We start from the raw sequence: 24,491 nt of genomic DNA, 5'->3' as shown, positions 1-24,491 counted from the left end.
GGGCCGGGGGCCCAGCGCATCGTGGCATGGACATGGCCTTCATGGAAGCGCTCCCACGTGACTTTCCGGCAACTCGGGCAACCCCCGGCGTCTTCTGCGTAAAGCGTTGACTAGAAAGCGCTTGCACCCTACGGTCCCGTTCAGCGACATGACCAGAGGGACGGACATCACCCTTAATATGGCCATTCGCTCGATGCACGGCGTCCCATAGCATGCACGAGGTTCAAGAACATGACCCAGGCGTGAGCCCACCCTCAGCGACGACCACGTGGGCGAGGACACCGGGCACCTGCTCCTTGGGCACCCCACACCACGAGGAAGAAGGGAATCGGGACATGACTTCTTCGGCACGACCGCGCGCCCGCAGGCGCGCCCTGACCGGCACACTGGCCGCCGTCGGACTGTCTGCTGTCATGGTCATGACAGCAGGCACGCTGACTCCGGCGAGCGCCGCCACCTGGCCCACCCCCAACGGCAGCCAGGCGGTCACCGCCACCATCTCCGTCTCGGGCACCAAGGACTACGGGATGAAGCGGCTGTACGGCAGCGGGGACCTGGGCACCGGCGGCCAGAACGAGGACCAGGACCCGATCCTCGAACTGGCCCCCGGCGCCGTCCTGAAGAACGTCATCATCGGCGCCCCCGCCGCGGACGGCATCCACTGCCTGGGCAGTTGCACGCTGCAGAACGTCTGGTGGGAGGACGTCGGCGAGGACGCGGCGACGTTCCTCGGCTCCTCCTCGTCGAACGTGTACACCGTCTCCGGCGGTGGCGCCAAGGAGGCCAGCGACAAGGTGTTCCAGTTCAACGGCGCCGGAACGCTCAACGTCTCGGACTTCGCGGTGCGGAACTTCGGCAAGCTGGTCCGTTCCTGCGGCAACTGCAAGACGCAGTACAAGCGGACCATCAACCTCAACACCATCGAGGCGACCTACAAGGGCAGCGCTCTCGTCGGGATCAACACCAACTACGGCGACAGCGCGACCCTGAAGAAGATCACCGTCGTGGGTGACTCCGGCAAGAAGATCGTTCCCTGCCAGAAGTACATCGGCAACAACACGGGCAAGGAGCCGCCCAAGAACGGCTCGGACCCCGACGGGACGTACTGCAAGTACTCGTCCTCAGACATCACCTACAGGTAGTCCCCCAGGTCCCCAGGTCCCCCGGGTGATGCCCCCCCTGCGGCGGTCGTACGAGGCTCACTCGACGGCGCTTCGTACGACCGCCCCCGTCTGCGCCGTTTCGCGGTGGTGACGGCCCCGCTCCTCAGCCGGTCGTCCTCCCCCACTGCGGGCCCAGTCGGGCCCACTCTGCGTCCCAGTCGGCCATGCGGCGGCGTTCCAGGCGTCCCCGCAGGGCCATGCCGGAGACGAAGGGGACGGCGGCGGCGCTGACGCCGACGAGGGTGCCTATCAGGCCGGCGCGCAGATGGGCCTGGGAGACCGAGGCGGGACGGGTGACCAGGCTGCCCTGCGGGTCGGTCCAGACCGTGACCGGGGCACCCGCCCCGCTGCCGGGTGCGACGCGGGCCTGGCCGGTGTGCGAGGAGCCGTCCGCCGTTTTCCAGCGCACCTCGGCCCACACCTGGTCACCGCTGTTCGCCTTCCCGGGGGCCTTCTCGGTGACCCGGGCCACGGCCGGACGCCATTCGGCTCGCTCCCGGGCCAGCCCGTGCTCGATGGAACCGGCCGCCGCCAGTCCCGACAGCACCCCGGTCAGGACGGTGAGCAGCCAGACGCCGAGCACCAACCAGGCCTCCATCATGTCGGCACGGCGTTTGAGCGGGTTGCGCCGCCACCGCCACAGCCAGACCTTCGGACCACGGAACGCCTTCAAAGGCATCCTCCTCACGAGCGCACGGACAGACCGGCCGCCTTCCCGGCCGCCTTCCCATACGGGGGACACCCCCGTGTTGCTCAGCTCGAGTCCCCCACTCGACGGTCGCACGTGAGCCCGCTTCGCGCGGGCGTCTGGCCGGAAGACGCCGCACCGTTCTTCACGACAGATCGACGCGACCCGCCTGACCTGCGACAACGTCCCTTGCGGAGGTGGCTGTCAGTGCGGGGGTGCAGACTGGCCCCTGTCTGAGAACTGCGTGTGACAAAGACGTCCCGGAGGTGATCGGCATGACCGAGGTACTGCTCGCCGTGGGCACCCGAAAGGGCCTGTTCATCGGGCGGCGGCGAGGTGGCGCCTGGGAGTTCGACGAGGATCCCTGCTTCAACGCACAGGCGGTCTACTCGGTCGCCCTGGACACCCGCGGCGGCACCCCGCGGCTGCTGGCCGGGGGCGACAGCGCGCACTGGGGCCCGTCGGTGTTCCACTCCGACGACCTGGGCCGCACCTGGACGGAACCGGCCCGGCCGGCCGTCAGGTTCCCCAAGGACACCGGCGCCTCACTGGAGCGGGTCTGGCAGCTGCATCCGGCCGCCGCGGAGCCGGATGTGGTGTACGCGGGCACGGAACCGGCCGCCCTCTACCGCTCGGAGGACCGTGGGGAGAGCTTCGAGCTGGTGCGCCCGCTGTGGGAGCACCCCACCCGCTCGCAGTGGGTGCCGGGCGGTGGCGGCGAGGGTCTGCACACCGTGGTGACCGATCACCGCGACCCGCGGGCGGTGACCGTCGCGGTCTCGACCGCCGGAGTGTTCCGCACCACGGACGGCTGCGCGAGCTGGACGCCGTCCAACTCCGGTGTGTCCGCGGTGTTCCTGCCGGACCCGAACCCGGAGTTCGGCCAGTGCGTGCACAAGATCGCCCAGGACTCGGTGAACCCGGACCGCCTCTACCTGCAGAACCACTGGGGGGTGTATCGCAGCGACGACACGGGCGGGCACTGGACGGACATCGGCGCGGACCTGCCGTCCACCTTCGGCTTCGCGGTGGCCGCCCACCCGCACCGCGGTGACACGGCCTACGTCTTCCCGCTCAACGCCGACGCGGACCGGGTGCCCGCCGACCGCCGCTGCCGGGTCTTCCGCACGGCGGACGCGGGCAAGACCTGGGAACCGCTGACCGCTGGGCTCCCCCAGGAGGACCACTACGGCACGGTGCTGCGCGACGCGCTCTGCACGGACGACGCGGACCCGGCCGGCGTGTACTTCGGCAACCGCAACGGCGAGGTGTACGCCTCGGACGACGACGGGGACAGCTGGCAACTGCTCGCGTCCCACCTGCCCGACGTGCTGTGCGTGCGCGCCGCGGTCGTGGGCTGAGGTGTTCGGCGCGCCCCGGATCCAAGGCCCGGGGCAGGCAACGGGTACGGGGCTCGCCTCTGGCCGGCACCGTTGCGCAGTGCCTCTGCCGGCGGCTGTGCAGTGCTTCCGCCGGCGGCCGCAGCGGGCGGGTCGGGGCGTCGGGCGCGCCCTGGGCTACGGCAGTCGCCAGTCCACCGGCTGCGCACCCTGCCCCAGCAGCAGGTCGTTGGCCCGGCTGAACGGGCGCGAGCCGAAGAAGCCGCGGTCCGCCGACATCGGGGAGGGGTGCGCGGACTCGATCGCCGGAAGATCCCCCAGCAGCGGCCGCAGATTACGTGCGTCACGCCCCCAGAGGATGGACACCAGCGGTTTGCCGCGCGCGGCCAGCGCCCGGATCGCCTGCTCCGTGACCTCCTCCCAGCCCTTGCCCCGGTGTGCGCCCGGCTTGCGCGGGGCCGTCGTCAACGCCCTGTTGAGCAGCAGCACGCCCTGCCGCGTCCACGGCGTCAGATCGCCGTTCGACGGCCTGGGCAGCCCGAGGTCGGAGTGCATCTCCCGGAAGATGTTCTCCAGACTTCCCGGCAACGAGCGCACCTCGGGCGAGACCGCGAAACTCAACCCGATGGCCATTCCCGGTGTGGGGTAGGGGTCCTGACCCACGATCAGCACGCGGACCTCGTCGAAGGGCTGCTGGAAGGCCCGCAGGACGTTCGCTCCCGATGGAAGATAGGTCCGGCCCGCCGCTATCTCGGCCCGGAGGAAGTCCCCCATGGTCGCGATGCGTTCGGCCACAGGTTCAAGAGCCTTCGCCCAGCCTGCTTCGACAAGTTCGTGCAAGGGTCGTGGTGCCACGGCGCGTCACTCTACTGGTACGCGCCGCCCCCCGGCACAAACGAAGCCCTCACGCACGGCCGCCGCTCCCGACACTACCCTTTCCGGTCACCGGGCCTTTCCGGTCACCGGGAAGGAGCGGAGAAGCCACTGATGTCCATCCTGCGGGGCCGGGACACCCTCGGCCGGGCCGATGACCTGCTGAACCAGCATGCGGGACAGCCGGTGGACCGGTGCCTGCCGTGACCCGTGAGGGAGCCGGGCCGGGCTTCCTGGCCGTCGATTCGGGGGGCTCCGGCCTGCGGGTCGCCGTGGGGGTGCCCGGAGGCGGTCCGTCCGCGCAACAGGAGTCGCGGGAGCCCGTCCGTACCGGTGCGCGGGGGATCGACCCCGGACACCTCATGGAGCAACTCGTGCCCACGGCCCGGGCGCTGATGGCACGGACCGGGGTCAGCGGCCTGGAGACGGCCGTCGTCGCAGCCGCCGGGTTCGCCTCCCTGGGCGGTGCGCTGCGGACGGATCTGCCGGGCGCACTGGCCCGGGAGCTCGGGGTGCGGGCCGTCGCGCTCACCGCCGACGCGGTCACCGCCTATGTGGGCGCGCTGGGGCCGCGGGCCGGGGCCGTCGTCGCCGCGGGCACCGGGCTGATCGCGCTCGGCACCGATCTGGCGAGCTGGCGGCGGGCGGACGGCTGGGGGCATCTGCTGGGCGACTGCGGCAGCGGCGCCTGGATCGGCCGTGCGGGTCTGGAGGCGGCGTTGCGCGCCCACGACGGGCGCGACGGCGGCTCCGTCTCCCTGCTGGCGGACGCCGAGCGGCAGTTCGGCCCGGTGCGCGGGCTGCCCGGCCTGCTCTACCCGCGTGCGGACCGTGCCGCGGTGCTGGCCTCCTTCGCACCCCGGGTGGCCGCCTGCGCCGAGGACGATCCGGTCGCGGCCGGGATCCTGCGTGCGGCGGCCCGGCACATGGCCGAGTCGGCCGTCGCCGTCTGCCCGCCCACCGGGGCGCCCCAGGTGGCCGTGACCGGAGGGCTGGTCGGGCTGGGCGCCCCGCTCCTGGAGCCGCTGGGTGAGGAGTTGGCACGCCGGCTGCCGCACGCGCGTCATGTCCCGGCCGCAGGAGACCCGCTGCAGGGCGCGATGCGGCTCGCGGCCGAGCTGGCGGTCGGGCAGCTCACCCTGCCGGGAGACGAGGCGTTGTTGTACGTGGTCGCCACAAAAGCGGATTGACTCCTCCGGCGGATGAAGTGTCCGGAAAGTGCCCGAAAGGTGAAGGGTTCACTTCCGATCCGTCCGTAACCCATCAGACAAAACCGGACGGATACCGCTCACCTGCACCCTCCCCGAACAGAGAAGCCCAGGAAACCAGTAACATGCGGCGCCATGAGCTCCCCCACTGGGCCCGCGTCCGGCCTGCCAGTACGAATGCCGCGACCCCGCCAGCCCGGACGGCACCGCCGCCCTGAACCGCTGGTGGCTCCCGAGGGCGCGCCCGCGCTCGTCCTCGCGGTGCCCGGCACGCCCAGCGCCGCCACGCGCAGTCTCGCCGACGAGGTCGTGAGCATCGCCCGCTCCGAGTTGCCCGGTCTGGACGCCCGGATCGGCTACCTGGACGGGGACGACGCGGAGTTCCCGACACTGAAGTCCGTGCTCGCCCGTGCCGCCGACGAGCGCACGGCCCGTTACGAGCAGGCCGTGGCCGCGGGTGTCGACGTCAAGGAGCCCGACGGCCCGGTCGCCGTCGTCGTCCCGCTGCTGGCGGGCCCGGACAGCGCGCTGCTGCGCCAGGTCCGGCAGGCCCTCATGGAAAGCCGGGTCGCGGCCGAGCTGACCGATGTCCTCGGCCCGCACCCGCTGCTCGCCGAGGCGCTGCACGTGCGCCTGTCCGAGGCGGGCCTGGCTCGCGCCGACCGGGCCCGGCTGTTCACCGTGGCGACCGCCGCGGACGGCATCGTCCTGGCCTCCATCGGCGGTGACGAGGCCGTGCAGGCGGCCGGGATCACCGGCATGCTGCTCGCCGCGCGGCTCGCCGTGCCGGTGATGGCGGCGGCCCTGGACCAGGAGGGCTCGATCGCCTCCGTCGCCGACCAGCTGCGTTCCTCGGGCTCGCAGAACCTGGCGCTCGCGCCGTACCTCGTCGGGCCGGAGATCGACGCCGGTCTGCTGCACGAGGCCGCGGCGGAGGCGGGCTGCGCCATCGCGGAGCCGCTGGGCGCCTACCCGGCGATCGGCAAGCTGGCACTGGCCAAGTACACGACGGCCCTGGGGATCGCCCCGCCGCAGCCGCAGGGCACGCCGGTCCGCTGAGGCGTCGCCGCCACGGGGACCTGCGGACCACCGCTGGTCCCTGCGGCAACGTGACCGAAGGCCCGCTCCTCGCCGAGGTGCGGGCCTTTCACCGTGTCCGGGCGGGGCCGGTTCAGTCGAGGACCACGCAGGACGCGGCGGGCACGTCCACGGACCCTTCGTAACGTGGCATTCCGGTCGTCTGGTCGATCGTGAACCAGGTGACGTTCCCGGAGCGTTCGTTGGCCGCGTAGAGGACGCCCCGGGACTCGGCCAGGGCGCGCGGCCAGTCGCCGCCGCAGGGCACGGTCCCGATCAGGCGCAGGATCTCGCCCTCGACGGCGAACGCGGACAGCACGTCCTCGCCGCGGGTGGCGATCCAGACGTGGCGGCCGTCGGGCGAGACGACGATGCCCGACGGGTAGGCGTCGCCGGCCGGGACGTCCGGGAGGACCTGGGTCTCGACCAGCGGCTGCAGGGAGCCGCTGTCACCGTCCCAACGGCACACGGTGACGGTCGGGGTGAGTTCGTTGACGACGTAGGCGTATCGGCCGTCCGGATGAAAGGCCAGGTGGCGGGGGCCGGAGCCGGGGCGCAGCGCGAACTCCCGGTGCAGCGCGGGGGTGCCCTGCCGGAGGGTGCACACCCGGACCGAATCCGTCCCCAGGTCGACGCTGACGGCCCAGCGGCCGCCGGGGGCGGGCTGCACCTGGTGGGCGTGCGGCCCGCGCTGACGTTTCTCGTGCGGGCCGGACCCGGTGTGCTGGAGGCGGCCGGACGGCGCGGACGCGAGGGTGCCGTCGGCACGCAGGGGTACGGCGGTGACGCTGCCCGAGCCGTAGTTGGCGGTCAGGACGTGCCCGTCGTGGAGGCTGAGGTGCGTGGGTCCGCTGCCGCCGACCGGCACCGGGGGGCCCGCGAGCTCCGGCCGGTCGCCGTGCACCCGGTAGGCGGCCACCGCGCCCTCGGCGGTCTCGCTGACCGCGTAGAGCGTGTCCCCGCCGGGTGAGAGGGCCAGGTACGACGGGTCGGGAACGCCGTCGGCACTGCCGAGCAGGCTCAGCGCACCGCTGTGGGGATGAACCGCCGCCATGACGACCCCGGGCCCGCCCGCCGCCGTGAACGACCCGATGAACGCCCTGCGCCGCCGCGTGCCGTTCTCTGTCACTGCCGCCCCTTCCTCGCCGCGCCCGTGCATGCTCGCTCGGCCCGACGGTAGCAGTCGATCACGGGCGGTCTAGACCAGGGCGGAGGTCCCTGGCGCGGCGCCCGGAGGGGGCGCTCCGCGGCCCCCGTCCCGCGGAGTGCCCCCTCAGACTCCGGCCAGTCCTGCCCGCGGCGGGGTCCGCAGGGGCTCCGCCAGTTCGGCCAGGGCGCGTTCCACGCCGTGGATGTGGGCCAGGGCCGGCCCGGTGGGCGGTTCGGCGAGGTGGGTGAGGTGACGGGTGCCGCCCTCGGTGAGCGCCTCGACCGCGGCCTCCACCCGTCGGCAGGCGGCGGCCAGACGGGCGTCGTGGGAGGCGTCCGGGTCGGCGGCGACCGCCGCCAGGCCCCGGATCTCGCGGGCGCAGTCGTCGAGGAGGGCGAGCACCCGGCGGGCACGCCGCTTGCGGCCGAGGGCGGGATTGAGGGGGTGCACGAGCGGGGCGACGGAGAGCCGTACCCGGCCGAGCAGCTGCTCCAGTTCGGTCACGCGGCGCGCGGGATCCGCCGTCCGCCGGCCCGCGAGGCGGGCGGCGGCCTCGGCGGTGCAGGCGTGCACGCAGCGCAGGGCGCGCTGGATCCAGGCGTCGGTGGTGGTGTGCGTGGTGACGGGCAGCACCACCAGCACGGCCAGGACGGCCCCGAGGGCGCCCACTGCGGTCTCGGTCAGGCGCAGCGCGAGCAGGCCGGGATGGAGCACGCCGAGGAGGCCGTAGAGGGACTCGGCGAGCAGCGTCACCCAGAGCATCATCCAGGTGTAGGACACGGCGGCGGTGTAGAAGATGCCGAAGACCGACGCGGCGACGAGGACGGCCGTGGCGAGCGGCGCCCCGTGCAGCGGGACGACGACCGGCAGACCCAGGGCGATGCCGATGACCGTGCCGAGGATCCGGCGGAAGCCGCGGACCAGCGTCTCGCCACGCGAGGCGGTGTTCACGAAGATCCACCAGGTGGCGCCGACGGCCCAGTACCACCGCTGCCCGGACACCAGTTGGCCCACGACGAGCGCGAAGGCGGAGCCGGCGGTCGCCTGGACCGCCTGCCGGGTGGTCACGCGGGCCAGTCCGCTGCCGCCGGGCACGGCCGGTGCCGGGGCAGGCGGCAGCCGCCGCTCGTAGCACCACAGTCCGAAGCGCACCGCCGCCGCGGTGAGCAGGGAGAGCAGGACGGCGGCGTACAGCTCGGGCAGCAGTGCCGGGGTGGCGTGCAGGAACTGGGCCACGAAGAAGGTCATGAAGGCGAACACGCCGAGGCTGTGGCCGCGCGGCCCCCAGCGGCGCGCGTACACGCCCGCGCCGACCACGGCCAGGAAGGCGAGGTCCCGGGCCACCGGGTGGTCGTGCAGCTCGGCCGCCGCGGCGAGCACCGGCAGCCCGACCACGGGCAGCAGCGCGGTCGTGACCGCCTGCCCCCGCACGGTGGCGTCGGTGACGGTGAACAGGGCGAGCAGGGCGGCCAGCCCGCCGGTGACGGCGCCCACGAGGGAATGCCCGGCGAGCCCGCACACCGTGACCGCCGACCCGATCCCGAGCACGGCCCGTGCGGCGAACCTGAGCCGCAGCCGTCCCGGGTCCGAGGCCACGAACACCCTCTTCAGCACCGCTTCCCACCCCTTGCACTCCGGCACACAAAAGGCGCCGCGGGGATCCGCAGCGCCATCGACGCGTACATGAGAGCATCAACTGGGTCACTGGCTCAAGTCTTGCCCGCAAGGCTGATCCAATGGCACAGCACCACAGCTGCCCGAGCATCCGTCGAAAGGCCAACGGGCCAGGTCGTGCGGTACACGCCGACCGGGCTCCGGTGAGCCATTGGTACAGTCGTACGTCATGACCGTGGACGAACTCGACACCCGCATCCTGCGGCTGCTGCTGGAGCAGCCGCGCACCAGCGTGCGCGAGTACGCCCGCATCCTCGGTGTGGCCCGCGGCACGCTCCAGGCCCGCCTGGACCGTCTGGAGCGGGACGGCGTGATCACCGGCACAGGCCCCTCGCTCTCCCCCGCCGCGCTCGGCCACCCGGTGCTGGCGTTCGTGCACATCGAGGTCACCCAGGGCCACCTTGACGACGTCGGGGACGCGCTGGCCGCCGTGCCGGAGATCGTGGAGGCCTTCTCGATCACGGGCGGCGGGGATCTGCTGACCCGGGTCGTGGCGCGGGACAACGAGCATCTGGAGGACGTGATCCAGAAGCTGATCAGTCTGCCCGGTGTGGTGCGCACCCGCACGGAGGTGGCCCTGCGCGAACGCGTTCCGCACCGGCTGCTGCCGCTGGTGGAGTCGGTGGGCAGGGCCGCCCGCGGGGGTATGACCGGCTGAACCGTACCGGCCGTCGAGGAGGGGTCCATGGGCGCCGCCGCGGTGCCTGTCGCCGACCGGGGGAGAGCGCCGTACGGGTCCTGCCGGGACGCGGCGGAACTGGGCCTGCGTGCGGTCGCGGTGTACGTCGAGGGGACGAGCAGGGGCGGGCGGTGACGCGGCGACCGCGCGGGAGATCGACGCGGTGATCGATCCCGCGCAGTCCCGGGAGTGGATCCTCGCGGCGCTGGACGGGTGCGGTGAGTGGCCGGAGCAGCGGGGGGCGTGGACACCTGGTGAGTGCGGCGGGGCACCACCGCCCGGCGGCGCTCCCCGTGCGGCGGACGGCGGCGCATGCCAGCGTGGCCCCATGACCACACTGCAGGCACGGTCGTCCGTGCCCATCGTCGACGAGCGACGGTGGCGCGCGCTCGGGGTGTGTCTCACCGGCGGGTTCATGACGGTGATGGACACGTCGATCGTGAACGTTGCCCTGCCGTCGATGCAGCGTGGCCTGGGCGCCGCGCAGGCCGACCTGTCGTGGGTGGCCTCCGGCTACGCGCTGACGTACGGGCTGTCCCTGGTGCCGGCGGGCCGGCTGGGTGATCTGCGCAGCCGCAGGGAGACCTTCCTCGTCGGGGTGGCGCTGTTCACGCTGGCCTCGGCAGCCTGCGGACTCGCCTCGGCCGCCGGGGGGCTGGTGGTGTTCCGGCTGCTCCAGGGCGCGGCGGGTGGTCTGATCGCGCCGCAGAGTTCGGGGCTGATCCAGCAGATGTTCCAGGGCCGTGAGCGGGCGCGGGCGTTCGGCATGTACGGCAGTGTCGTCGCCGTCGCGACAGCCGTCGGCCCGCTGGCGGGAGGCCTGCTGATCCAGGCGTCCGGCGGCGACGACGGCTGGCGCTGGGTGTTCTACATCAACCTGCCGATCGGCGTGGCGGTGTTCGCGGCGGCGCTGCGACTGCTGCCCCGCTCCCCTGCGCGGGAGGGCCCGCGGGAGGGGCTCGACCTGCCCGGTGTGCTGCTGCTGGGGACCGGTGCGCTCGTGCTGATGCTGCCGCTCGTGCAGGAACAGCAGTGGCCCGGGCGGCGCAAGTGGGCGCTGGTTCCCGTGGCCGCGGTCCTCCTGTTGGCGTTCTGGGCGTGGGAACGGCGGCAGTTGCGGCTGCGGCGGGGGCCGCTGGTGGACCTGCGGCTGTTCAGACGGCGGTCGTTCTCGCTCGGCGCGCTGGTGAGCTTCCTGTACTTCGCCGGGTTCACCTCGGTCTTCTTCGTCTACACGCTGTTCCTGCAGAACAGCCTGGGCTACGGCGCGCTCGCGGCCGGGGCGGCGGCGACGCCGTTCGCGGTCGGTTCGGCTGCCGGCGCCCTGGCCGGGGGCCGGCTGGTCCTGCGGTACGGGCGCATGCTGGTGGTTCACGGTCTGTGCGGTGTGGCAGTGGGACTGCTCGGGGCCGTCGTGGCCGTGCAGTTCGCGCCGGGCCGGGGGGTGGCGTGGGCGGCGGCGCTGCCCCTGCTCGTCGCCGGGATCGGGTCGGGGCTGACCGTCTCCCCGAACACCACGCTCACCCTCGGCCGTGTCCCGGTCCGCCGTGCCGGGGCCGCCGGGGGCGTACTGCAGACCGGTCAGCGGATCGGCTCGGCGGCCGGGATCGCCGCCGTCGGGGCCGTGTACTTCGCCCACCTCGCCGGCCACGGCCACGTTCCCGCGGCGCTCCAGCTCGGCCTGGGTACCGCTCTGCTGTTCGTGCTGATGGCGCTGGGGCTGGCGGTGGCGGATCTTCGGGAGTGATCCCGTGCGGGGCCGGGCAGGTCAGTACCCGGCCCGGACCGCGGTCCCGGTCATGACCGGCGTCGCGGCTTCCCCCGCTTGGTGCTTTTGGCGCCGACGGAGCGGCTCCTCGGATCACGGCCGCTCGTCCTGCCCGCTGCGGGCTTCTGCCGGGCGGCGGCGTCGGGGCGCTTGCGGCCCGGCTGGGTCTCGGGCTGGGCGGTGCGGCCGCGCGTGCTGTTGACAGTGCGGCCGCGGACGATGCCGATGAAGTCCTCGACCAGGTCGGTGGTGGCCTCCTCCGGCCAGGACAGGGCGACGCTCGACTGGGGGGCGTCCACGACCGGCCGGTAGGTGAGGTCGCGACGGTGGTGCAGACGGGCCAGCGACTGGGGGACGACGAGGAGCCCGACGCCGGCGGCGACGAGTTCGACGGCGTCCGCCGTCGTCGCGGGGCGCTCGAAGGCGGGCTCCCCGGGCGGGCCGGCCCAGTCGAACACGTCATCGAGGGGATGGAAGAGGACCTCGTCGGCGAGGTCGTCGAGGGACACCTCTTCGGCCGCCGTGATCAGGTGGTCCTTGGGGACCACGACCACCGAGGTCTCGGTGTAGAGAGGGATCGCGCTGAAGAACGTACGGTCCACGGGCAGCCGTACGAAGCCGGCATCCGCCTCTCCCGCCCGCAGTACGCCGGGGGCCTCGGCGGCCGTCACCTGGAGGAGGGTGAGCGGGATGTCCGGCAAACGTTCGTTCCAGATCCGCACCCATTTGGCGGGCGTCACTCCGGGGACGTACGCGAGCCGGAACGACGGTGATTCCTGCGAGCCTGTCACGCCGCCAGGGTATCGGCCGTGTTCGGACCTCCCGAAACCGGCCGATACCCTTGTCCTCATGAAGTCGCAAGCGAACACCCAGACGATGAAGCCCGCCACCGCGGCGAAGAAGCTGGGTGTGTACCTCCCCGCCACCCCCGCCGAGTTCCAGGAGGGTGTGGTCACGCGGGCCGAGCTGGGCGAGCTCCAGGCCAACCCGCCCGAGTGGCTGCGGGAGCTGCGACGCACCGGCCCGCACCCCCGTCCGGTAGTCGCGGCGAAGCTGGGCGTGTCCATCGCGGGCCTCGCGCGCGGCGGTGTGACCGAGGCGCTCACCACCGACCAGATCGAGGCACTGAAGCAGGCCGGCCCCGAGTGGCTGGAGAAGGAGCGCGCCACCCAGGCGGAAGTCCGCAAGGAGACGGCGCGGATCAAGAAGAAGAACGCCGAGCGCGCCGAGCGCTCTCACCCCTGAGACCGGGGCCGAGCACTTCGGCTCCCCCCGACACCGACGCCCCCGTCGCCGATTCCCGGCGGTGGGGGCGTCGTGCTGTCTGTGGACCCCGCGTGAAACCTCATATCCATGTCTTGACATACGAACGAAACGATCCGTAGCTTGGCCGATCATTTAGATGCGTGAAGCTCGTTCATCAACGTGAACAGAGTGGCACATGAACGGAGGTGCCCATGGGGGTTCACCGACGAAGTCACCGCCCGGCCGCCGCACTCACCGCTGTGGGTCTGATGTTCGGGGCGGCCGCCTGCGGCTCCGATTCCACCGAAGCCGGGTCCGGGGATCCGAACACGCTCGAGGTGTGGACCCGGAGCGACCCGGACTCCGCCGTCACCTACGACCGGGTCTTCGCGGCGTTCACCAAGAAGACCGGTATCAAGATCGACTACCAGCCGGTCATGAACTTCGACCAGCAACTCCAGGCGCGGGCGTCCACCAAGGACCTGCCAGACGTCATGATCAACGACACGGCTCTGATGGGCAGTTACCAGAGCCAGGGCCTGCTGAAGCCGATCGTCCCCGGTTCCGTCCCGGGGCACGGCCAGATCAGCGGACAGTCGTGGGCGTCCACCGTGGGCCGGGACGGCAAGCACTACGGCATCCCGTACTCCCGCCAGGCGATGACCCTGATGATCCGCAAGGACTGGCTGAGCAAACTCGGTCTGAAGGCACCGAGGACCTGGCAGCAGATGATCGACGTGGCCAAGGCCTTCGCCACTCGCGACCCGGACGGGGACGGCAAGAAGGACACCTACGGCATCGTCGCGCCGGCCAGTGCGCAGAACGGCTACGCCGCCTGGTGGGGTTCGAGCTTCCTGTGGCAGGGCGGCGCGAAGATCATCGAGCCGGACGGCAAGGGCGGCTACCGTCCCGCCATGGACTCGGCAGCCGCCGTGCGCACCGTCACCTGGATGAAGGACAACCTCTTCTGCGGCGTCAAGGGTGTCGTCCAGCCGGGCGCCGTCACCGCCGTCACCGGCACCGCCACCAACTTCCAGGACGGCAACGCCGGTATGTACATGACCGGCCCGTACAACATCACCAGCTTCGACGGGATGCTCGGCAAGAAGAAGTACGAGGTCGTGCCCGCCCCCGCGGGTCCGGCGAGCCCGGACGTGCTGGCCGAGGGCGAGAACGTCTACTTCGGCGCCAAGAGCGGAAAGGCGAAGCAGGAAAAGGCACTTGCCGCGTTCCTGATCTCGCCCGAGGGCCAGAGGATCGCCATGACCAGCGTCGGCGGCCACCAGCCCGTCGTCCGCATCCCCACCAACACCACGCTGGACGCGGCCAGGGTGACCGGCGACAAGCGCTGGAGCGTCGTGCAGAAGGCGTACGAGACCGCCTCCGAGCAGTTCCCCAACGCCCCCGACTTCGCCCCGATCAAGCAGGACACGGCCGACAGCCTCAACGCACTGTTCACGTACTGCGGCAGTGACGTCCGCTCCGGCCTGAAGGAACTGAACGACACCCTCGCCGGTGACCTCAAGGACCAGGACCTGTTGAAATGACCGCTACCGTCACCACGCCCGCCCGGCGCAGAGGGCTTGGCCGTAAAGCCGTCCTCCCCTGGCTGTTCCTCGCCCCCGGACTGCTGCTCGCCCTCGTCTTCAAGTTCCTGCCGATGGGCAAGGGCGTCTGGCTCAGCTTCTTCAAGGTGCGGCCCTTCCTCGGCGACAAGTGGGTCGGCCTCGGCAACTACACCCGGGTGCTGAGCGACCACCGCTTCCAGGACGCCATCGGCCACACGATGGTGCTCGGCATCGGGCAGTCGCTGGGCGCCATCGTCGTCGGCTTCGCCCTCGCCCTGCTGCTCGAGGGCCAGGCCCGTTCGCTGCGGATCATACGGACCGCCGTCTTCCTGCCGGTCGTCACCGCGACCGCGGTGGTCGGCGAGCTGTGGCGGCTGATGTACTACCCGACCTCCGACGGCCTGATCAACCACGCCCTCGGCCTGCTGGGCATCGGCCCGGTTCCGTTCCTCGACAACCCGGACACGGCCCTGTGGTCGACGATGGTCATGGGCATCTGGATGGCCGCCCCCTACAACATGGTGATCATCCTCGCCGGACTGGCCGGGGTGGACCGCACCCTGTACGAGGCCGCCGCGATGGACGGTGTCTCGCTGTGGCAGCGGCTGCGGCACGTGACCCTGCCCGCGATCCGGCCCGCCATGAGCATCGTCCTCACCCTCGCCGCGATCCGCGGACTGCGCGTGTTCACCGAGGTGTACGTCCTCACCTACGGCGGCCCGGCCGGCGCCACCGACGTCTGGATGACCCGCGCCTACACCCTCGGCTTCTCCCGCAACGACATCGGCGGCGCCTCGGCGGCCTCCGTGGTCCTGCTCTGCGTGACGCTGCTGCTCACCGTGATGGTCAACTACTTCCGCGAGAGGGGAGACGTACGATGAGCGCCCCCGCCCTCGAACCCGTCCACGCCCCGTCCGGCGAGGTCACCGCCGCCCCCGCGAAGCAAGGCGGCAGGCAGACCCGCGCCACTCCGGCCCGCTTCGACACCGCCCTCGGCTGGAGCGACAGGCCGGGGCCGGCCTGGGCCTTGAGGATCCTGCTCTGCGTGATCGCCCTGGCGGTCTTCGCGGCGCCGTTCCTGACGATCCTGTCCGGTGCCCTGAGCACCAAGCCCAGCGGCTCTTCCCTGTCGTTCCTCCCGCACCACCCGACCCTGCTGAATATGCGGGTGGCGGGCGAGCGGGGCATCTGGGACTACTTCGGCAACTCGCTGGTCATCGCGGGCGGCGCGCTGCTGCTCCAGCTGGTCGTGTCGGTGCTCGCCGCCTACGCCCTGGCCCGGCACCGGTTCCGCGGGCAGGCCCTGGTGCTCACCCTGTTCATGCTGACGATGATGCTTCCCGAGGAGGTCATCGCCATCCCGTTGTCCCTGGTCCTCGGGCATGTCCCGGTCGTCGGCGTGGACCTGAAGGGAACCGTCTGGGCGGTGATCCTGCCGCTAGGCGCCTGGGGCTTCTCGGTGATGCTGCTGACCGAGTTCATGAAGGACATCCCCGCCGAGATCGAGGAGGCGGCCCGGCTCGACGGCGTCGGCGAACTGCGGCTGCTGTGGCAGGTCGTCCTGCCGCTGTGCAAGCCCGCGCTCGGCGTGGCCGGCGTGCTCGGCTTCATCATGATCTGGGACCAGTACCTGCTCCCCCTGATCGCCGCCAAGGACCCCACCGACTACACGGTCACCGTCGCCCTGTCCATCCTGCGCACCGACCCGCAGGTCGGTTCCGGGGTGGTGCTGGCCGGTGCGGTCATCGCGCTCGTCCCCAGCCTGATCGTCTACCTGCTCCTCCAGCGCTCGCTGGTCACCGGCATCGCGGCCGGCGCCACCAAGGGCTGAGCACCCCACTTGTACGAGGGAGACATGAAGTTCCAAGGAGTGCTGTTCTTCCCGGTCACGCCGTTCACCGCGGACGGCTCGCTGGACGAGGAACGGCTGGCCCGGCACATCGAGTCCGGGGTCGTCGCCGGGGCGGGCGGCGTGTTCGTCGCCTGCGGCACCGGTGAGTTCCACGCACTGACGCCCGAGGAGATCGAACGGGCCACCCGGGTGGCGGTCACGACGACCGCCGGCCGGGTCCCGGTCCTGGCCGCCGCGGGCGGCCCGCCCCCGGTCGCCCGCGACCAGGCCGTACGCGTCGAACGGGCGGGCGCGGAAGGCATCCTGCTGCTGCCGCCCTGTCTGGTGAGCGCGCCGCAGGAAGGCCTGCTGCGGTATGTGGAGGAGGTCACCGCCGCGACCCGCCTGCCGGTCGTCTTCTACCAGCGGGGCACCGCCCGGCTCACCGCGTCCACGGCAGCCCGGGTCGCCGCACTGCCCGGTGTGGTCGGCCTCAAGGACGGCATCGGCGACATCGAGCGGATGCACCGTGTCGTCCGTGCCGTGCGGGCCGTACGCGAGGACTTCCAGTTCTTCAACGGCCTGCCCACCGCCGAGATGACCGCGCCCGCCTACCGCGGCATCGGCGTCGAGCTGTACTCCTCCGCGGTCTTCGCGTTCGCGCCCGAGATCGCCCTGGCGTTCCACCGGGCCCTGGAGGAGAACCGGACAGCCCTGGTGCAGACACTCCTCGACGAGTTCTACGGCCCTCTCGTCGAACTCCGCGACGAGGTACCCGGATACACCGTCTCCCTGGTCAAGGCCGGAGTGACCCTCCGCGGACTCGACGTCGGCGGTGTACGGGCACCCCTGCTCGACCCCACCCCCGAGCACGTCGCCCGGCTCGCCGAACTCATCGACCGTGGACTGGAGGTGGTGCGTGCATGACCACCGAGGCGACCCGCATCCGCGAACTGATCATCACCCCGATCGCCTTCCGCGATCCGCCGCTGCTCAATTCCAACGGTGTGCACGAGCCGCTTGCGCTGCGCATCATCCTCCAACTGGTGCTGGAGGACGGCACGGTGGGCCTCGGCGAGTCCCCGGGCGGCGAGGCCCGCCTGGAGCGGCTGCGGACCGCCGCGAAGACCGTCGTAGGCATGGACGTCTTCGACACGACCGCCGTCGCCGCCGCGATCGACACCGCCCTGCTGCCCACGGTACCCAGCTCCCACGAACGCGGCTGGACCACCTCGGCCGTCGAGGTGGCCTGTCTGGACGCGCAGGGCAGGCTTCTCGGACGCCCGGTCAGCGATCTGCTCGGCGGCACCGTCCGCGAGTCGGTGCCCTTCGCCGCGTACCTCTTCTACAAGTGGGGTGAACACCCGGCCCTCGACGGCCGCCCGGCCGTCCGCGACGACTGGGGCGAGGCGCTCGACCCCACCGGGATCGTCGAGCAGGCCCGGCTCATGCAACAGCGGTACGGTTTCCGCTCGTTCAAACTGAAGGGCGGTGTCTTCCCGCCCGACGAGGAGATCGCCGCGATCAGGGCGCTGGCCGCAGCCTTCCCGGGGCAGCCGCTGCGCCTGGACCCCAACACCGCCTGGACGGTGGAGACGTCGGGGTACGTGGCCCGCGAACTCGACGGCGTCCTCGAGTACCTGGAGGACCCGACCCGGGGAATCGGCGGTATGGCGGAGGTCGCGCGCCAGTCCCCGCTGCCGCTCGCCACCAACATGTGCGTGATCGCATGGGAGCACCTCAGGCCCGCGGTCGAGCAGGACGCGGTGCAGGTACTGCTCACCGACCACCACTACTGGGGCGGGCTGCGCCGCACCCGCGAACTGGCCGCCGTGTGCGAGGCGTTCGGCATCGCCCTGTCGATGCACTCCAACTCGCACCTGGGCATCAGCCTGGCCGCCATGACCCATGTCGCCGCGGCGATCCCCCGTCTCGACCACTCCTGCGACACGCACTACCCGTGGAACTCGGCCGACGACGTGATCGTCCCGGGTGTGCTGGAACTGCGCGACGGAGCGGTCCGGGTCCCCACCGGTCCGGGCCTCGGGGTGGAGCTCGACCACGACGCCCTGCACCGGCTGCACCGGCTGTATGTGGACTCCGGTGTGCGCAGCCGCGACGACACCGGGTACATGCGCCGGATCCACCCCGAGTACGAGCTGCGGCTGCCGCGCTGGTGACTCCCCCGCCCGTCGGGCGTTGTCAGTGGCCTGCCCTAGAGTTCCCGTCACTTGATCACGGTGGTGCGGGGAGGCACGCATGGGGTGGGTGCAGGCGGGCGACTACGAGGTCGCCCTGGACGGCGGAAAGGTGGTGTGCCGCAACGCGTCGGGGCGGCGGCTGAAGTCCGTCCCCGCGAAGCTCGCCGACGATCCGTCGGTGGTGGGGCTGCGGCAGCTCGCCGAGTGGCTGGAGCGGCACGAGCGCCAGTGCCTGGCCGACGTCGAGCGGTGGATGGTCCGCTCGCTTCCGGTGCCCCTCGCCGTCATCGCCCGGGTGTGGCCGGACCCGGCCTGGCGGTCCGCCCTGCGCGACCTCGTGGTCACCGACGCGGACGGCGCGGTCGCGGGCTTCCTGCGGGACGCCGACGGCGAGCGCGGCCTCGGTCTGGTCGACCTCGACGGCGACACCGTGCGCGTGGCCCCCGGCCTCGTACGTATCCCGCACCCGGTGCTCCTCGAGGACCTGGAGGAGCTGCGGGAGTTCGCCGTGGAACTCGGCGTGGAGCAGCGGGCCCAGCAGCTCTTCCGCGAGGTGTTCCGCCGCCCCGCCGCCGTCGACGCCGACAGCACTCAGGTCGAGGACTACGCGGGCGGCTCGTTCAAGGAACTGCGCTTCCTGCACGGCAGGGCGACCCAGCTGGGCTACCGCGTGCGTGGCGGCAACTCCGTGTACTCCGTGCTGGAGGACGGCCGCGGTATCGAGGCCCGGGTGTGGGTCGGCGACTACGACGGCTACGAGGAGACCGAGACCGGGCCGCTGATGTGGACCGACACCGCCGGCCGGGCGCTGAAGCTCGGTCAGGTCGGCCCGGTGGCCTGGTCGGAGGGCATGCGCATGGCGGCCGCGCTGTACGCCGGACGCGACATCGAGGACGAGGAGCGGGCGGCATGACCACGTACGAAGAGACCACCATCGCCGCGCTGCTGGACTCCGGCGCCGTCCTGCCCCCGGGCAGCACCGCCCGCGAGGACGCCGACACCCTCACCGTCCGCACCTACACCCACTCCGCCCTGGACGACCGTCAGGTGGTCCGGCTGGTGCCGGGCACCCTCGGCGAGGCGGAGGACCTCGCGCTGGAGTTCCTCGGTCTGACCCGGGAGGCGGAGACGCCCGAGGTCGGCCAGGTGCGCCGGGAGACCCTGGGCTTCCCCGCCTGGGCGCTGGTCAACGACCCGGCGAACGGGCACCACGCCCTGGCCCTGGTCAAGGACGTCGAGCGGCTCGCCCGCCAGGCCAAGTCCCGCCCCGGCAACGCCAAGGACGGCTTCGAGGCGCTCGGCGTGCGGCTCGGTCGGGCCGTGCCGCACTTCCTGCCGACCTTCTACGAGCAGGCCGCCCGGGTCTTCCTGCAGCACGAGAACACCACCTACGCCGCCGCGTTCTTCGGCAAGGCCCGCGAGGCCGAGCGGGTGCACGCGCTGACGGTCGACGAGGAGCGGCAGCGGGCGGTGTTCCTGGAGTTCGCCTTCGCCGGGGCCCTGACGGTCAAGGCGCTCAAGGAGCATGTGAAGGATCTCGCGCGACGGCTCGACCCGGCCGCGGCGTGGGCGCAGTTCCGGCAGCTGACCGTGGAGCGCTGCGCGGCCGGGATGCCGCCGTACGCCTCCCTGCCGCAGGACGCACGCGGTCTGATCAAGGCGGCCGGCCTGGACCGGGTGACGGAGGAGTGCGCCCTCCTCGCCGACCTGCTCGCCTCGCCCGCCGCCGTGCGCGCCCCTGCCTCCTTCTGGACCGCCTACCGCGCCACCCTGCCGGTCCTCGCCGAGCAGCGGCCGGCGGTCCGGGCCCGGCTGCTGGAGATCATGCCGGCGGGGCTCGGCCGGGAGGTCGAGGACGACGAGTTCTGGCTCACGCTGCTGGCGGAGTGCGGCGCGGACCGGCTGCTGACCGGAGAGGACGAGGAGGGCGACGGCACGGGGCCCGGTGTCGACGCCGCCGACTGGCTGGGCCGTTGGGCGCTGCACCGCAAGCACGGCAGCGCTTACACCCGGCGTTCACCGGCCACACTGGCGCTCGCCCGGCGGATGGCGCCGAGGCTGCGCGCCGCCGGGCGGCCCGTCGACCTGTTCAGCGGCCGCTGGCACGCCGGTGCCGACCTCGACCTGCTGGACCTGTGCGCGGCGCAGGGCGTTCCGCTCGCCGTGCCCGACGCCGAAGTGAACGTGTACCTGGCCCTGGAGCGCTGGCTGCCCGACTCCGCGCTGCCGGGCCGGCGTGATCTGGTCGCCACCGCGGCGGACCCGCGGCTGCGGCGCCTGCTGCACCGGGCCATCGGCACGCTGGGGAACGGACAGCAGGTCACTCCCGAGGTGCTGGCCGCCCTCGCCGCCCATCCCGTGCTCGGTGACGTCCTGCGCGAGTGGCTGGACGAGGGGGCCGGGGAGTTCACCCGCGCCGTGGGCCTGCCCGGCGCCCGCACCGCCCTCGATCGGCTGCGCCCCTTCCGTTCGGTCGCTCTCCGGACCGCGCCCGAAGCCGTCGCCCGGATCGCGCGGCACGCGGTCGCCCCGCTGCTCGGCCGTACGCTGCGCGCGGGCATCCTGGACGAGCTGGGCTGGCCCGCCCTGGAGGAGGGGCTGCGGCTGCTCGACGGCAAGCCCAGGAAGGGGGAGGACAACACGCTCACCGTCACCGAGGCCTGGCCCGCGCTGATCCTCGCCCGCAAGCACAAGGCGGTCGTCGTCGGTCCCGAGGGGATCCTGCTCGAGCACGAACTGCGCCTGCCCGACGACCTCGACCGCTGGCAGCGCCCCAGGTTCCGGTACACCGACGGCGAGCTGCTGGTGATGTGGCGGCAGGGCAGCAAGCAGTCCGGCTACTGGTCGTCGCGGCCGTCCGAGGTGTTCCCGCTCGCCGGCGAGCAGCTCCCCGGCTACTGGTCCGTCCACGACACCGCCACCCCCTCGATCCCGCTGCCCGGCGGGGGCCGGGCCACCGGAGGCCGCACGCTGCACGCCGGGGACACCGTCCTGCCGGCCGGCCGCGCCGTCATCGGCGACGGCACGACGTACTGGCGGCAGGGCAGACAGGGCAGGCAGACGGTGTGGCTCGAGTACGACCCGGCCACCGGTACCCATGGCCGCGCCTCGCTGCCCGCGTTCCTGCGGTCCGGCATCCGCGAGGACGCCTCTCTGCTGCCCGAGGACTGCGAGGTACTGCCGCTGCAACCTGGCCTGGAGAACAGCCCGTTCGGCACCGACGGCACGGTCCTCGGCCGCTGGGTGCGCACGGAGGGAAAGGGCGCCGAGGAGGTGACGACCGCGGGCACCCCCGACGGCCGGACCGTCAGCCTGCCCGTCGAGCAGGGGTGGCGGCGGGTGCCGCTCGGCGCGCTGCGGCTGCCCGGCGGCGCCGAGCCCGTCGTCGGGCAAGGCCATCGGACGGTGTTCCTGTACGCCGGCGAGGACACCTCCGCCGCCGGGGTGCTCGGCCGGGTGACCCTGCACGAGCAGGGCGGAGAGTACGCCGCCGGCACCCGGTTCGTGCCGCCGGTCGCTTTCTGGCACGCCCTGCGGCCCCGCGACGAGCTGTCGTCGGCCGTGCTGCGCGCCCTGACGGACGAACAGACGGCCGAGGTACTGCGCGTGACGGCAGAGGCACTGGCCGAGCGGCTGGAGCAGGTGGCCCGGGCGGGAGGTTCCAGGTCGTCCACCGACGCCGCCGGCACCAAGCCCGCCGTGCCGACCGCCGACGTGGTGGCCCGGCGTGCCGTGTCCCGCGCCCTGCCCGGCGTTGCCGACGAGCGGATGCTCATCGGCGTGGCCGCGCTCGTGCGTACGGCACTGCGGATCGCCGAGTCGGCCGCCGCCTTCGCGGCACCGCCCGTGGAGCGGCCGCGGCCGGACCGCCGGCGGACCGAGGGCATGTTCGCCGACTACGGTCCCGAACTCGGTGACGACCGCGCACTGTCCACGGCCTCCGCCGGACTGGCCCACCTGGGCTCGTGGTGGGGCGGCCAGCGGTGGAGCACGCTGCGTCAGATCCGTTCCGTGAACCACGTGCTGTCCGGCAGGCCCGCGGACGGCAAACCGCTGCCGGACCGTGAGCGGATCGCTGCGCTCGGCGACGGCTGGCACACCGATGAGCACACGATTCCCGGCATAGGCATGGTGTGGACGAACCTGCTGTCCGTGCTGCGGCCGCTCTCCTACCGAGCCGCCTCCGCCGCCCTGCCCGACACCGAGCGCGAGGCACTGCTCCTGCTGTTCGAAGCGTTGACCGAGGGGCCGCTCGTCACCGCTTCCGGGGACACGCTCCGCGAGATCGTGCTGAGCGAACCGCACGACAAGCAGGAGCGGGTCGGTCAGGTGCTGCGCAGGGCGGGCCGCACGGTCGTGATCCTCGGCTGCCAGAGCATCGACGTCCAGCGCGAACGCGTCAACTGGCTGGCCCTCGACCACGACCCGGCCGGCGCGTTCGGTGCCGTGGCCCACTTCACCCTGGACCGGGAGACCGGGCACACGCCGGAGATCTCCGCCGACCGGCTGGCCACGCTCACCCGGCTGATCCGGGACAAGGGCGCCGTGCCCTGGCGGCCGGAGGCCCCGGCCGCGCTCGCCGCGGAGACACGTGACGGACTGGGTCCCGTGCAGGCCACCGTGCTGCTCGCCGGACTGCCGGATCATCCGGGCGCGGAGGTGTTCGCCACGATCGGGCTGAAATCGCGCCAGGTCGACTTCGGCAACCGCATGCTGGCCTCACTCGGCGTGGTCGGCCGCAAGTCGCTCGTCGCCGCCCTGATGCCCGGGGACCCGGCAGACCTGTGGGTATCGGGCCCGGACATCGGAGCCGCGGGCCGGGTGTGGGCCGAGCGCCACGGCTCGCTCGTACGCCTCACCGAGGAGCTCGCCGCCGAGCTTCCGGTGGGCGCCGGTGCCGCCGAGCAGGTGCTCAACCCGGGGCGCACACCGTGGCTGAGCCGCACCACGGTCCTGCGGCCCGACAAGGACGGCGACCTCGTCTGGGCGGACCCGGCCGCGGTCCCCGGCCGCCACGAGCTGACCGGCGCCGTCACGGCCCTGGCCGCGCTCGCCTACTGGCTGCCGTACGGGCACCCGCTGCGTGTCGCCCTGCCGGACGGTCTGGCCGCGCTGCGCCGCCGGCTCACCGATCCCGAGCTGCTGCTCGACCTGGACGTCGCCTGGGCCGAGAAGGGCGGTACGACCGCCGTCGAGCTCCGCAAGGCGTACGGGTTGCCCGCCACCGGCGGCGCGGACGCCCACGGGCGGACCCGGGTCGGCGAGGCGCTCGTCCTGCGGCCCTGGTACGGCGACAGCGAGTGCGTCCTGGTCCGCCCGGCCGCGCTGACCGGCCCGGACGACGACGTCCTGCCGCTCCTCGAAGGCCTGGTCGGGCCCGCGCGCGGCGAGGGCCTGCGGGCCCTGCGGACGGTCCTCGGCGACGAACTCGCCCTGGCCGTCGCAGCCGGCGGCGACGCCGACGGGCCGGTCGGCCACGCCCAGGATCCGGCCGTCAGCGTTCCCGCGCTGGTCGTCGACGTGGCCGCCGCGCACGGCCTGGGAGAGGACGCGGCGGCGCTCTACCTGCAGCTGCTGGCCCTGCCCGACCCGACGGACCGCAACTGCGCCCGCTGGACCGGGTGGAAGCCCGCCCGGCTGAAGAAGGCCCGTGCCGAACTGGCCGCCACCGGCCTGGTCGTCGAGGCCAAGCGCCCGCGTGCCGGGCGGACCCTGTTCCTGCCGTGCGGCTGGTACGACCTGAAGTCCCCGGCGCTGCCGGTGGAGACCTGGAAGGAAGGGCTGTACCCGGTCCCCCGGCATCACCGTGCCGTGCCGTTGCTCCCGGTGCCCGCGCTGTTCGCCCGCGCCTGGGACCGGGTGCGCGAGGGCGACGCCCCCGCCTACGAGGAGCTCACCACGCGGGCCACGCGCAGGGGGCGCCGCCGATGAGCGCCCCTGGCGAGCAGCCGACGCCCACCGCGCCGCCGCTGAGCACCCCTGACGGGCGGCCGACGCCCACCCTCCGTACCCGCGCCCCGAAGGAC

The 24,491-nt window shown here is 72.7% G+C and carries 20 protein-coding genes; 15 read left to right on the top strand and 5 right to left on the bottom strand.

Annotated elements, in window-relative coordinates:
- The first annotated feature begins 335 nt into the window (after positions 1-335).
- The gene (locus ACFYZQ_RS13165) at positions 336-1,142 is read left to right on the top strand and encodes a pectate lyase (protein ID WP_389145691.1); all 807 of its coding nucleotides are present in this window, start codon (positions 336-338) and stop codon (positions 1,140-1,142) included.
- 124 nt (positions 1,143-1,266) lie between these two features.
- Here the strand turns inward: ACFYZQ_RS13165 and ACFYZQ_RS13160 are convergent, their stop codons facing one another.
- Entirely contained in the window at positions 1,267-1,842 is a 576-nt protein-coding gene (locus ACFYZQ_RS13160; protein ID WP_389145688.1) for a hypothetical protein, read from the bottom strand.
- A 284-nt stretch (positions 1,843-2,126) separates the two neighbouring features.
- Between ACFYZQ_RS13160 and ACFYZQ_RS13155 the strand changes: the two genes are divergently transcribed.
- Positions 2,127-3,212: a WD40/YVTN/BNR-like repeat-containing protein gene (locus ACFYZQ_RS13155; protein ID WP_389145685.1), complete on the top strand. Its 1,086-nt coding sequence runs from the start codon at positions 2,127-2,129 to the stop codon at positions 3,210-3,212.
- A gap of 156 nt (positions 3,213-3,368) precedes the next feature.
- Here ACFYZQ_RS13155 and ACFYZQ_RS13150 read toward each other — a convergent pair whose 3' ends face one another.
- Positions 3,369-4,046 carry a uracil-DNA glycosylase gene (locus ACFYZQ_RS13150; RefSeq protein ID WP_389145683.1) on the bottom strand — a complete coding sequence of 226 codons (678 nt, stop codon included), beginning with the start codon at positions 4,044-4,046 and terminating at the stop codon, positions 3,369-3,371.
- Positions 4,047-4,267: 221 nt separating this feature from the next.
- Between ACFYZQ_RS13150 and ACFYZQ_RS13145 the strand changes: the two genes are divergently transcribed.
- Together ACFYZQ_RS13145 and ACFYZQ_RS13140 are read left to right on the top strand one after the other, a co-directional pair.
- Complete coding sequence (locus tag ACFYZQ_RS13145; RefSeq protein WP_389145680.1) at positions 4,268-5,254, top strand: N-acetylglucosamine kinase; 987 nt, start codon at positions 4,268-4,270, stop codon at positions 5,252-5,254.
- A 153-nt stretch (positions 5,255-5,407) separates the two neighbouring features.
- Positions 5,408-6,331, top strand: a complete 924-nt coding sequence (locus ACFYZQ_RS13140) for a sirohydrochlorin chelatase (RefSeq protein WP_389145678.1) — start codon at positions 5,408-5,410, stop codon at positions 6,329-6,331.
- A gap of 112 nt (positions 6,332-6,443) precedes the next feature.
- On the opposite strand, the gene ACFYZQ_RS13135 is transcribed toward ACFYZQ_RS13140, so the two are convergent.
- Both ACFYZQ_RS13135 and ACFYZQ_RS13130 read right to left on the bottom strand, forming a co-directional pair.
- The gene (locus ACFYZQ_RS13135; RefSeq protein WP_389145675.1) at positions 6,444-7,508 is read right to left on the bottom strand and encodes a lactonase family protein; all 1,065 of its coding nucleotides are present in this window, start codon (positions 7,506-7,508) and stop codon (positions 6,444-6,446) included.
- Positions 7,509-7,622: 114 nt separating this feature from the next.
- On the bottom strand, positions 7,623-9,113 hold the full coding sequence (locus tag ACFYZQ_RS13130) for an FUSC family protein (RefSeq protein WP_389145672.1): 1,491 nt from the start codon (positions 9,111-9,113) through the stop codon (positions 7,623-7,625).
- A 229-nt stretch (positions 9,114-9,342) separates the two neighbouring features.
- Between ACFYZQ_RS13130 and ACFYZQ_RS13125 the strand changes: the two genes are divergently transcribed.
- From ACFYZQ_RS13125 to ACFYZQ_RS13115, 3 genes are all read left to right on the top strand, one after another.
- Entirely contained in the window at positions 9,343-9,831 is a 489-nt protein-coding gene (locus ACFYZQ_RS13125; RefSeq protein WP_389145670.1) for an Lrp/AsnC family transcriptional regulator, read from the top strand.
- A 27-nt stretch (positions 9,832-9,858) separates the two neighbouring features.
- Positions 9,859-9,987 carry a hypothetical protein gene (locus ACFYZQ_RS13120; RefSeq protein WP_389145667.1) on the top strand — a complete coding sequence of 43 codons (129 nt, stop codon included), beginning with the start codon at positions 9,859-9,861 and terminating at the stop codon, positions 9,985-9,987.
- A 193-nt stretch (positions 9,988-10,180) separates the two neighbouring features.
- Positions 10,181-11,599, top strand: a complete 1,419-nt coding sequence (locus ACFYZQ_RS13115; protein WP_389145664.1) for a DHA2 family efflux MFS transporter permease subunit — start codon at positions 10,181-10,183, stop codon at positions 11,597-11,599.
- A gap of 50 nt (positions 11,600-11,649) precedes the next feature.
- On the opposite strand, the gene ACFYZQ_RS13110 is transcribed toward ACFYZQ_RS13115, so the two are convergent.
- Entirely contained in the window at positions 11,650-12,411 is a 762-nt protein-coding gene (locus ACFYZQ_RS13110; protein WP_389145661.1) for a LysR family substrate-binding domain-containing protein, read from the bottom strand.
- 58 nt (positions 12,412-12,469) lie between these two features.
- Here ACFYZQ_RS13110 and ACFYZQ_RS13105 point away from each other — a divergent pair, with 58 nt between their 5' ends.
- The 8 genes from ACFYZQ_RS13105 (at position 12,470) to ACFYZQ_RS13070 (ending at position 24,396) form a co-directional block, all read left to right on the top strand.
- On the top strand, positions 12,470-12,865 hold the full coding sequence (locus ACFYZQ_RS13105) for a DUF5997 family protein (RefSeq protein WP_389145659.1): 396 nt from the start codon (positions 12,470-12,472) through the stop codon (positions 12,863-12,865).
- A gap of 212 nt (positions 12,866-13,077) precedes the next feature.
- Entirely contained in the window at positions 13,078-14,412 is a 1,335-nt protein-coding gene (locus tag ACFYZQ_RS13100) for an ABC transporter substrate-binding protein (protein WP_389145656.1), read from the top strand.
- Positions 14,409-15,314 (top strand): carbohydrate ABC transporter permease, encoded by a 906-nt coding sequence (locus ACFYZQ_RS13095; protein WP_389145653.1) that lies wholly within the window; start codon positions 14,409-14,411, stop codon positions 15,312-15,314. Before ACFYZQ_RS13100 ends, ACFYZQ_RS13095 begins: the two co-directional genes overlap by 4 nt.
- Positions 15,311-16,264 (top strand): carbohydrate ABC transporter permease, encoded by a 954-nt coding sequence (locus ACFYZQ_RS13090; RefSeq protein ID WP_389145650.1) that lies wholly within the window; start codon positions 15,311-15,313, stop codon positions 16,262-16,264. The genes ACFYZQ_RS13095 and ACFYZQ_RS13090 overlap by 4 nt, the downstream gene beginning before the upstream one ends.
- Before the next feature lie 24 nt (positions 16,265-16,288).
- On the top strand, positions 16,289-17,191 hold the full coding sequence (locus tag ACFYZQ_RS13085; RefSeq protein ID WP_389145648.1) for a 5-dehydro-4-deoxyglucarate dehydratase: 903 nt from the start codon (positions 16,289-16,291) through the stop codon (positions 17,189-17,191).
- Positions 17,188-18,444 (top strand): glucarate dehydratase family protein, encoded by a 1,257-nt coding sequence (locus ACFYZQ_RS13080; protein ID WP_389145645.1) that lies wholly within the window; start codon positions 17,188-17,190, stop codon positions 18,442-18,444. The genes ACFYZQ_RS13085 and ACFYZQ_RS13080 overlap by 4 nt, the downstream gene beginning before the upstream one ends.
- A gap of 79 nt (positions 18,445-18,523) precedes the next feature.
- On the top strand, positions 18,524-19,378 hold the full coding sequence (locus ACFYZQ_RS13075; protein ID WP_389145643.1) for a DUF4132 domain-containing protein: 855 nt from the start codon (positions 18,524-18,526) through the stop codon (positions 19,376-19,378).
- Positions 19,375-24,396 carry a hypothetical protein gene (locus ACFYZQ_RS13070; protein ID WP_389145640.1) on the top strand — a complete coding sequence of 1,674 codons (5,022 nt, stop codon included), beginning with the start codon at positions 19,375-19,377 and terminating at the stop codon, positions 24,394-24,396. Before ACFYZQ_RS13075 ends, ACFYZQ_RS13070 begins: the two co-directional genes overlap by 4 nt.
- Positions 24,397-24,491: the final 95 nt, after the last annotated feature.

Origin of the sequence: Streptomyces sp. NPDC001843, assembly GCF_042891955.1 — a bacterium.
Lineage (GTDB): Bacteria > Actinomycetota > Actinomycetes > Streptomycetales > Streptomycetaceae > Streptomyces.
The sequence above is the reverse complement of the archived record's forward strand: the minus strand, read 5'-3'. Positions and strand labels throughout refer to the sequence as shown.